This is a genomic window from Rubrivirga sp. (assembly GCF_049648075.1).
Taxonomy (GTDB): Bacteria; Bacteroidota; Rhodothermia; order Rhodothermales; family Rubricoccaceae; genus Rubrivirga.
The window spans coordinates 1-8,351 of sequence record NZ_JBARYR010000101.1; the positions used below are offsets into that span (position 1 = coordinate 1).

11 protein-coding genes are annotated in these 8,351 nt (G+C 68.1%); 3 read left to right on the forward strand and 8 right to left on the reverse strand.

What is annotated here, in order from left to right; all coding sequences use genetic code 11:
* The 3 genes from WBA11_RS02770 to WBA11_RS02780 form a co-directional block, all read right to left on the reverse strand.
* On the reverse strand, nt 1-342 hold a 342-nt coding region (locus tag WBA11_RS02770; RefSeq protein WP_424519198.1), incomplete at its 3' end, for a hypothetical protein.
* Nucleotides 329-1,591 carry a DUF2391 domain-containing protein gene (locus tag WBA11_RS02775; protein WP_424519199.1) on the reverse strand — a complete coding sequence of 421 codons (1,263 nt, stop codon included), beginning with the start codon at nt 1,589-1,591 and terminating at the stop codon, nt 329-331. The genes WBA11_RS02775 and WBA11_RS02770, both read right to left, overlap by 14 nt.
* A 110-nt stretch (nt 1,592-1,701) precedes the next feature.
* Nucleotides 1,702-2,124 (reverse strand): M23 family metallopeptidase, encoded by a 423-nt coding sequence (locus tag WBA11_RS02780; RefSeq protein WP_424519200.1) that lies wholly within the window; start codon nt 2,122-2,124, stop codon nt 1,702-1,704.
* A 423-nt stretch (nt 2,125-2,547) separates the two neighbouring features.
* Here WBA11_RS02780 and WBA11_RS02785 point away from each other — a divergent pair, with 423 nt between their 5' ends.
* Nucleotides 2,548-2,928 (forward strand): PRC-barrel domain-containing protein, encoded by a 381-nt coding sequence (locus tag WBA11_RS02785; RefSeq protein WP_424519201.1) that lies wholly within the window; start codon nt 2,548-2,550, stop codon nt 2,926-2,928.
* A gap of 143 nt (nt 2,929-3,071) precedes the next feature.
* On the opposite strand, the gene WBA11_RS02790 is transcribed toward WBA11_RS02785, so the two are convergent.
* Both WBA11_RS02790 and WBA11_RS02795 read right to left on the reverse strand, forming a co-directional pair.
* Nucleotides 3,072-3,419 carry a hypothetical protein gene (locus WBA11_RS02790; protein ID WP_424519202.1) on the reverse strand — a complete coding sequence of 116 codons (348 nt, stop codon included), beginning with the start codon at nt 3,417-3,419 and terminating at the stop codon, nt 3,072-3,074.
* 22 nt (nt 3,420-3,441) lie between these two features.
* Complete coding sequence (locus WBA11_RS02795; protein WP_424519203.1) at nt 3,442-3,681, reverse strand: hypothetical protein; 240 nt, start codon at nt 3,679-3,681, stop codon at nt 3,442-3,444.
* A gap of 154 nt (nt 3,682-3,835) precedes the next feature.
* On the opposite strand from WBA11_RS02795, the gene WBA11_RS02800 reads away from it, so the two are divergent.
* Nucleotides 3,836-4,309 carry a DinB family protein gene (locus tag WBA11_RS02800; RefSeq protein WP_424519204.1) on the forward strand — a complete coding sequence of 158 codons (474 nt, stop codon included), beginning with the start codon at nt 3,836-3,838 and terminating at the stop codon, nt 4,307-4,309.
* A gap of 35 nt (nt 4,310-4,344) precedes the next feature.
* Here the strand turns inward: WBA11_RS02800 and WBA11_RS02805 are convergent, their stop codons facing one another.
* Both WBA11_RS02805 and WBA11_RS02810 read right to left on the reverse strand, forming a co-directional pair.
* Entirely contained in the window at nt 4,345-5,157 is an 813-nt protein-coding gene (locus WBA11_RS02805) for a CsgG/HfaB family protein (protein ID WP_424519205.1), read from the reverse strand.
* A gap of 133 nt (nt 5,158-5,290) precedes the next feature.
* Entirely contained in the window at nt 5,291-5,713 is a 423-nt protein-coding gene (locus WBA11_RS02810; RefSeq protein ID WP_424519206.1) for a hypothetical protein, read from the reverse strand.
* 129 nt (nt 5,714-5,842) lie between these two features.
* On the opposite strand from WBA11_RS02810, the gene recG reads away from it, so the two are divergent.
* Nucleotides 5,843-7,963 carry an ATP-dependent DNA helicase RecG gene (gene recG, locus WBA11_RS02815; RefSeq protein ID WP_424519207.1) on the forward strand — a complete coding sequence of 707 codons (2,121 nt, stop codon included), beginning with the start codon at nt 5,843-5,845 and terminating at the stop codon, nt 7,961-7,963.
* On the opposite strand, the gene WBA11_RS02820 is transcribed toward recG, so the two are convergent.
* A partial coding sequence (locus WBA11_RS02820; protein WP_424519208.1) for a sensor histidine kinase occupies nt 7,960-8,351 on the reverse strand: 392 nt, incomplete at its 5' end. The two genes, recG and WBA11_RS02820, sit on opposite strands and share 4 nt — an antisense overlap.

Sequence of the window (8,351 nt, forward strand, 5' to 3'; positions counted from 1 at the left end):
GCAGTAGCCCGTGTACACGGCGCAGACCGCGCCGTAGGTCGACTGCTCCCAACCGTACATCTCGTCGCGAGCGGGTCCGTAGCCCAACGTCCGGGCCGGCGAGTAGCCCCGGTCGACGGCGTCGAGCAACGCCGCGCCCTCGAGGCCGGGAAACAGCGTCCCCGGTCCGCCCTCCACGAACGGGCCGGCGGTCGAAGGCTCGTCGAACGGGCCTGCCGTGGACACGTCGTTCCCACACGACGCCAGGATGACGAGCGCGCACAGCGACAGGACCGACCTCGAGGGCGACCCGTGCCGGAGGAACCGTCGTCCTCGAGGACGCGAGCGCTTAGGTCTCTTCATCGACGTAGGCGACGTGGCGGAAGTAGGTCTGGTCCTCGAAGCTGCCGCCCAAGGCGCCGACGCCCAGGCCGAGCGCCGCGACGAAGCCGGCGAAGACGAGCACCTCGTCCGGCCCGACCGGACGTCCCAGCGAGGCCGACCAGCCGTCCAGGATGGCCGGGTCGAAAAACAACGTCCGCAGGACGAGTGTGGTCCCAAACAGCAGCCCGTACGTTGTCAGCATGCCGAGAGCTAGGGCGAGCAGGATCGAGACCGCCTGGACCACTTGCTGCTCTGTCCGCGCGTGACCGTGCCGCCGGGCCAAGAGACCCTGCTTGCGCACCAGGTACCCGCTCGTCCCGACGATCGCGACGGCCGAGAGCGCGATGATGAGCCACCACGGCTGCCGGGTCCCCAGGTCCCACGCCTCGGCCGTCATCACCAGCACGACGAGCGTCGAGAACGCCGCGGTCGTCAGCTTCGAGAGCTGAAACGGGAAGCGCCACGGGCGGATCTGCAGGACCGTGTCCGCGATGTCGGCCCAGTTTAGGACGACGGCCTTGAGCGCGAACGCGGGCGCGCTCAGCGTCTCGAAGATGGACTCCTCCTCCATCCGAGGGTCCGCCACGTCGGCGACCTCTTGCCGGATCTCGATCTGGTTCTCGGAGGTGAACGCGAGCGACGACGCGTCGAGGTCGGACGGCGCCTTGGGCGGGTACATCACGGCCTCGGGACGCGTCTCGTGATCGAGGCCGTTGAGGTGGCCGAACGAGTGCAGCGCGAGCGCCGCGATCCGGTGGGCCAGCCGCTCTGTCCGCTCCTCGTCCGTCATGTCGGTGTCGCGCACGGCCGGGTCGAGCCGGGCGATGGACAACGCGGCCGTGTCGAGGGCCTGAGACGGCGTCGCAAGCGTGAACGGCCGGAAACGAGCGTGCAGGTCGGAAGCGGTCACCACGAACGCGAAGTCCCAACCGGCTAGCCGCCGCTCGGTCACGCCCGCGTCCAGCAAGTCGACCGGCTCGACCGCGAGGACGCCCACGCCCAGGTCACGCCGCCGGACGTAGGGGAACGACCACGCGAAGCCCGGCAGTTCGGCGCGCAGGGCACTCCGGACCATCGCACGGGCCTTCTTGAACGCCGCTCGCTGCGCCTCGTCGAACGCGCCGGCCTCGACCCATCCCAGCACGACGGCCGGGACGTGCGCCGGCGCCGCGACCGGATCTACGACCTCGAGGCCGGCGTCGGGGACCAAGATGGGGGCGTCGCTCATGGACCGAAGATCGCACGCACTCGGCGCTCTCCTCGGACGCCGAGCGAGGCCGCTTCTCAGGTACCGTCATTCGTCCTCGGAGCGATCACCACCCTCGAGGACGACGCCCCCTAGTCGGCGACCGCGAGCGAGGCCGTCCGCAGCAGGTAGTACGGGTTGATGGGCGTCCCGCGCCCGCCCCCGCTCTTGTCGAGCACCTGGAAGTGCAAGTGCGCACCACGAGCGTTCCCTGTCGCGCCCACGGTCCCGAGGACCTGTCCGCGCCGCACGCGCGTGCCGATCTCGATGCCGTCCTCGTACTCGTCGAGGTGCGCGTAGTAGTAGTCGGTGCGGCCGTCGCTCGAGGTCAGGTAGAGCGTGCGGCCGCCCAGGCGGTTCCAGTGCTTCCGCGAGATCACGCCGTCCTCGACGGCCACGAGCGGCGTCCCCGTCGGCGCGGCGATGTCGATCGCGTTGTGCGTGCGGCCACCGGAACGCGGCGCGTTGAACGTGTCGCGCAAGTCGTCGCCCTCGATGCCGACGACAGGGATCACCAAGCCGGACGTGGTCGAGACGCGGTCGTCAGCGGGATCCTCGGCCCGAGGCGGGCGGGGAGGAGTCGGCCGCGACGGGCGCTCGGGCTCGGCTCGCGGAGGAGCTTCAACGATGGGCTCGGACGGACGATCACCACGAGGAGCAGCCCAGCCGTTGGGGCCGAGACCTCCCGTGGTCGAGCAGGCGGACAGAACGAGTGCGGAGGAGAGAACCAAGAACCGAGTCATGACGGCGTTGCGGTAGGACGGGCAGTATCGGTCCGGTGCACCGATTGATTAAACGGCCGGATCGTCACGACTCCACAACGCCAACCCAAAATGATTCACGCTTGCTTTAAAACATTGCACGAATATATACATACTAAATACCGAACCGGGAAAGCAATAATTTCGGTCACTGATTCAAACATCACATCTTTTGCAATGAATACACTTCTCTCAAGCTCGTCCATCGAGAACACCACCATCGTCAACCCGCAGGGTGAGTCGCTCGGGTCCATCAAGGACTTGATGATCGATCCCCAGTCCGGCCGCGTCCAGTACGCCGTCCTCGACTTCGGCGGGTTCTTGGGCATCGGCGACAAGCTGTTCGCCGTCCCCCTCGAGGCCTTCACCATCGACCGCACCGACGAGCGCTTCGTCCTCGACGTGCCGAAGGACCGGTTCGAAAACGCCCCCGGCTTCCCAGTCAACGACTGGCCGTCGAACCCTGACCCCCAGTTCGTGGAGGGCGTCTACGACTATTACGGGCAGCGTGAGACGTATCTCCGCACCCGCATCAACGAGCCGGTGCTGAGCAACTAGGCACCTCGCTCGATCCGCGCCTCGCCCCACTATGAGGGCGCTCGGGCCACCTGGCATCACGCTGGGTGGCCCTTTTCGTCGTCCATCTCCCGTCCTCGAGGTCGACGCGTCGGCCTCCCTGCTCGGACGGACGTGGCGCAGGATCACTCACCCGGTGCTCGCTGATCGTCCTCGAGGCCGGCCCACCACTCGGCGTAGGGCGTGTTTTTCGGGGCGTGCCGGTTGTGGTCCTCGCCGTCCCACCACGTCGGTCCGCGCTCTCCCAGCGCCACCTTCGCTTGGTGGACGCGGGACCTCGCCTCTTTTTCCGCGTCCGGGTCGCTGGCCCGCTTGGCCGTGCCCACTGCGCGCCGAGCGTCCATCAGCTCACGCGTGAGCCGGTCCCGCTCGTCGTCCTCGAGGGCGGGGTTCGAGCAACGCCACAGCCGTCCGCCGTGGACGAAGTAGCGCCCGTCGGGCGTCGAGGGCAGGTGGTCTGGGCAGGTACTCATAGGCGGGACCGAAGCCCGTCGCCTACGCCTGAATCACGGACAGGATGCCCGTCGCGTCCTCCGTGGTCGGGAAGGCCTCGACGGCGTCCCCAAATGCGAGCGCGTCGAGGTAAAACTGGGCGAACGCCTCGCGCTGACCGGGCGTCGCGGCGGTGTCCACGAACAGGTCGTCGAACCGGGACATGGCGTCGTCGCTGACGTTGCCTGAGATGTAGCCCGAGAGGAGCGGGGCGAGAGACTGGGTGGCGACCGTGGTGGTCATGGCGCTGAAGGGGTGTGAGCTACCTGGCCCCTCACCAACTGCCGTGCCATCGCGTCCGAAATCTCCCCACGGGGGAATCGGCAGGCCAGATCGTGGACTTAAGCGGTCGATACGGAATGCACACCGTACCATTCTCCCGACTCATTGCAGGCCGATGACGCCTCTCTCCCGATTCCGTCGCCGGTTCCGACACCACGCTTGGGCGGGCGAAACGCTGTGCGCCGCCCTCGAGGCCGACCCTGTCCGAGACGCGACGCTGGTGTTCGCACACGCCTTGGCAGCAGATCGCGTCTGGCACCAACGCGTGGTCGGCCAGCCCGTCGACGTGGCGGTGTGGCCCGACCTCGAGGTCGACGGCTGCCGCGCCTTGCTGGAGACGACGACGAGCGACTGGGAGCACGTCCTCGATGGGGCCCTAGACCTCGATAGCCAGCAGGCCGGCGCAGCTACTGTCGTTCGGTACCGGAACACGACGGGCGTCGCGTTCGAGACCTCGGTCGTAGACATTCTCGACCATGTCCTGCTGCACGCGGCGCACCATCGAGGGCAGGCCTGTATGACGCTGAGAGCAGCGGGTCTCAGCCCGCCTGCTCTCGACTACATCGCCTGGGTTCGGACTGTCGGGTAGGGCCTCGAGAGCAGGAAGGCCGGCGCAGCCAACGACTACTGCGCCTGCGTCGAGTCGCGGCGGCTGCGGAGGTAGTTGTCGATCCGTCCTCGAATGGACCGGCCGAGCTCGCGCTGTCCCGCTTGCCGAGCCATCTGGAACGCGACGGACACGAGCTGCGAGGCCGGCGCCTCCTGCTGGACCACGAACAGGCGCTGGGCGGCGGTCGTGAACTCGCCCTGATCGTACAGGCTCAAGGCCTCCGAGAACGTTACGGCCGTCTCGACGCGGTCGATCCGGTTGGCTTCCTGCTGCGCTGTCAGCAGGTCGCGCGCCTCGTCGGTCATGACCACGTCGATGCCGTCGATGAGAGAGACCGCGAGCCGTTGCTGGAGGTCGAACAAGGCGTTCTCGTCGCCTGTGACCGTCGCCGTCTGGACGACCTCGGCCGTTTCCACGTTGACAACGCGCGTGTCCAGGCGCATCTCAGGCTGCATTGCCGAGATCGATCCTAGAACGATATGATCGGCGCCGATGAACAGGCCGACTTGGAGCGCGGTCTCCTGGTCGAAGTGGGCCGTCTGCTGCAAGCCGAGCTCATCGATCAGCGCCTGGAGTTGGTCGCGCTCGACCAGGTTGAGCGTCGGCACCGCCGACAGGTCGCTCGTCATCATGTGGGCCAGCCCTCGGCCGAGCGGGTCGTAGCGCGGGTCGCCCGTGTTGTTCTCGAACGCGAGCACGGCGACGTTGGCCGCGAGCGAGTCCGGAACGAACGGCGCGGGCCTGGGCGGGCCGAGGAACGAGGGGGTGCCGGAGCACCCGGCGCCGAACAGGAGAGCCGCTATGACGGTGAGCCAGCGAGCCAACATGGTGGGATCCAATCGTGGTCCCTTCCCTACGTCAACGCTGGAGCGAGAGGATCACGCGGCCTCGAGGGCGGGGCGCCGCGCGCGGCTTCGAGGTCGCCCTATCGCAGGTCGTCGTCTTCGAGGGCGCTGTAGGCTAACGGCTCACGCGGCGAGACGTGATTCGAAAGCGCCGGGCGAACTCGGAGCCCGCGCCGCCCCACTCCATCTCGTCGCCCCGCAGCGTGACGACCCACTGGCTGTCGTCCTCCGGTCCGAGATCGGAATCGAGAACGAGGTCTCGGCGCGCGTGGTCGTAGGTCCACCGGCCCGTGTTGCGGCCGTAGGGTTGGCCCCCGCTCTCGAACGTGCCGTCGGCGTAGAGCTCGATAAAGCGGTCGTCGGCCGGGTCGTGCTGGTCCGTGACGTCCTGGCCGCGCTCGTAGACACGGGTCATGTCCCACCGTCCGACCAGCAGGTCGCTCACGGGATCTCCGACGGTCGTCGGCGGCTCGGCCGTCCTCGAGGACGTGCAGCCGGCCAGGCCGACGAGGGCCACGGCGAGAAGGAGACGAGACATAGCCGAGTGGGTGGTAGGACCGCGAAGATCCGTCCTCGAGGACGACCGTGCCATCTCGAGCCACCAATCGACCTCGAGGGCGACGCCCGCTGACGCACCGGTCGTCACACGGCGGTCCTAGATTTCGGCATGGCTGCCCCGGATTCCGACGACTCGGTCCTCGACACCGACATCGAACACCTGCCCGGTGTGGGCGAGCGCCGCGCCGAGCCGCTGCGCAAGGCCGGCGTGCGCACGTTCCGCGACCTGCTGCGGTACTACCCGCGCCGCTACCTCGACCGGAGCACCGTCACGCCGATCCGTCAGATCACCGAGCCCGGCGAGTACACGGTCGTTGGGACCGTCACCGCGAAAGGGTTGGTGCCGGGGCGAGGAGGCCGGAGCCGGTTCGAGCTCCGAGTCACCGACGAGGACGGCGGCACGCTCAAGTGCGTCTGGTTCCGGGGCGCCAACTGGATCCACCGGATGTACAACAAGGGCGACCTGTACGCCTTCCACGGCAAGGCCGACAAGTACGGCTCGCAGTTCTCGATGGCCCACCCCGAGGCCGACAAGCTCGACGACGCGAGTGCGGCGCTCACGACCGGCCGCATCGTCCCGTTGTACCCCGGCACGGCTGCGCTCGAAAAAGTGGGCGTCAACTCGAGGACGCTGCGCAAGCTGGTCTACACCGTCATCAAGGAGCACGGCCTCGAGATTCCCGAGGTCCTACCGGAGTCCGTCCGCGAGCGCTACGGGCTGATCCCGGGCAACGTCGCGGTCCGCGCCGTCCACTTCCCGAAGGACATCGCCGAGCGCGGCCGGGCCGTGCGGCGCCTCAAGTTCGAGGAGTTCTTCTTCCTACAGTTGCTCCTGGCCATGACCAAGGGCAAGCAGGAGCGCCGCAAAGGCATCGTCCTCGAGGGCGCGGGCGACTACACCTGGCGCTTCTTGCAAGACGTCCTGCCGTTCGAGTTGACGGGCGCCCAAAAGCGCGTCCTCGAGGTCGTGGCCGACGACACGGCGAGCGGGCGGCAGATGAACCGTCTGATCCAGGGCGACGTCGGGTCTGGCAAGACGGTCGTCGGCGTGGCCGCGATGCTGATGGCCGTCGACGCCGGCTACCAGGCCGCGTTCATGGCGCCGACCGAGATCCTGACCGAGCAGCACTACGCCAACGTCCGCAAATTCCTGGAGCCGCTCGGGCTCGAGACGCGGCTGCTGATCGGTGGTCAGCGCAAGAAGCTGCGCCAAGAGATTCTGGGGGAGATCGCCGACGGGACGGCCCACGCGGTCGTCGGGACGCACGCCATCATCGAGGACAAGGTGGCCTTCCAGAACCTCGGCCTCACCGTCGTAGATGAGCAGCACCGCTTCGGAGTCGTCCAGCGCGCGCGGATGTTCTCCAAGGGCCAGCGCCCCCACGTCTTGATGATGACGGCGACGCCGATCCCGCGCTCGCTCGCGATGACGGTCTACGGCGACCTCGACGTCTCAGCCATCGACGAGATGCCGGCCGGCCGCAAGCCGATCGACACCAAGGTGTTCAGCGACAAGCGCCGCGACGAGATGTTGGACTTCGTCAAGCGCCAGCTCCGCGAGGGCCGGCAGGCGTACGTCGTGTACCCCTTGGTCGAGGAATCCGAGTCCGAGACGATGGCCGACGTCAAGGACGCCGAGAACGGGGCGCAAGAGCTGATGGAGCTGCTGCGCCCGTACCGCGTCGACTTGGTCCACGGACGGATGTTCTCGTACGAGAAGGAGGAGGCGATGGACCGGTTCAAGGCCCACGAGTCCGACGTCCTGGTCGCGACGACCGTCATCGAGGTCGGCGTCGACGTGCCGAACGCGACGGTCATGGTGATCGAGCACGCCGAGCGGTTCGGGCTGGCGCAGCTCCACCAGCTTCGAGGACGCGTCGGGCGCGGCGCGGACCAGAGCTACTGTTTTCTGATGGCGAGCTACAAACGCTCCGCCGAGTCCACCGAGCGCTTGGAGGTCATGGAGTCCACGACGGACGGCTTCGAGATCTCGGAGGCGGACCTGCGCCTGAGGGGCGCCGGCGACTTTTTTGGCACGCGCCAGTCCGGCGTCGCCGACCTCAAGATCGCGGACGTGGTCCGGGACGCGGACATCTTGGTCGAGGCGCGGGAAGCGGCCTTCGAGGTCGCAGCCCAGGACTCGACGCTGATGGCACCCGGCCTCGAGGGCGTGCGCGAGCACTTTGGGCGGGTCGCGCCGCGGAGCCTGGGGTTCGCACGCGTGGGCTAGACGGGCTCGCCGGCCTGCACCGGCGCGGGGATCGTCAGGCGGACGGTCGTGCCAACGCCCTCTTGAGAGTCCAGGTCCATCCTGCCACCGTGGCCCTCCGTCACGATCTCGTAGGCCAGCGACAGCCCGAGACCCGTTCCCGAGCCCGTCGGCTTGGTGGTGAAGAACGGCTCGAAGGCACGGGCGGCCACTTCGGCCGACATCCCCACTCCGCTGTCAGCGACGACGACCTCGGCGAGGTCACCGTGGCGGTGGGTCGAGACCCGGAGAGGCTGCTCGCCACTGGGGCCGTCGCGTTGGCCCAGGGCGTGGTACGCGTTCCTGAGCAGGTTGAGCACGACGCGCCCGAGGTCACCAGGCGCGACGACCGCTCGGCCCACGGACGGGT

Bases quoted from the DNA above. Each gene is read 5' to 3' on its own strand.
- WBA11_RS02775 (WP_424519199.1), bottom strand. From the start codon at position 1,591: ATGAGCGACGCCCCCATCTTGGTCCCCGACGCCGGCCTCGAGGTCGTA.
- WBA11_RS02785 (WP_424519201.1), top strand. From the start codon at position 2,548: ATGAATACACTTCTCTCAAGCTCGTCCATCGAGAACACCACCATCGTC.
- WBA11_RS02790 (WP_424519202.1), bottom strand. From the start codon at position 3,419: ATGAGTACCTGCCCAGACCACCTGCCCTCGACGCCCGACGGGCGCTAC.
- WBA11_RS02795 (WP_424519203.1), bottom strand. From the start codon at position 3,681: ATGACCACCACGGTCGCCACCCAGTCTCTCGCCCCGCTCCTCTCGGGC.
- WBA11_RS02800 (WP_424519204.1), top strand. From the start codon at position 3,836: ATGACGCCTCTCTCCCGATTCCGTCGCCGGTTCCGACACCACGCTTGG.
- WBA11_RS02805 (WP_424519205.1), bottom strand. From the start codon at position 5,157: ATGTTGGCTCGCTGGCTCACCGTCATAGCGGCTCTCCTGTTCGGCGCC.
- WBA11_RS02810 (WP_424519206.1), bottom strand. From the start codon at position 5,713: ATGTCTCGTCTCCTTCTCGCCGTGGCCCTCGTCGGCCTGGCCGGCTGC.
- recG (WP_424519207.1), top strand. From the start codon at position 5,843: ATGGCTGCCCCGGATTCCGACGACTCGGTCCTCGACACCGACATCGAA.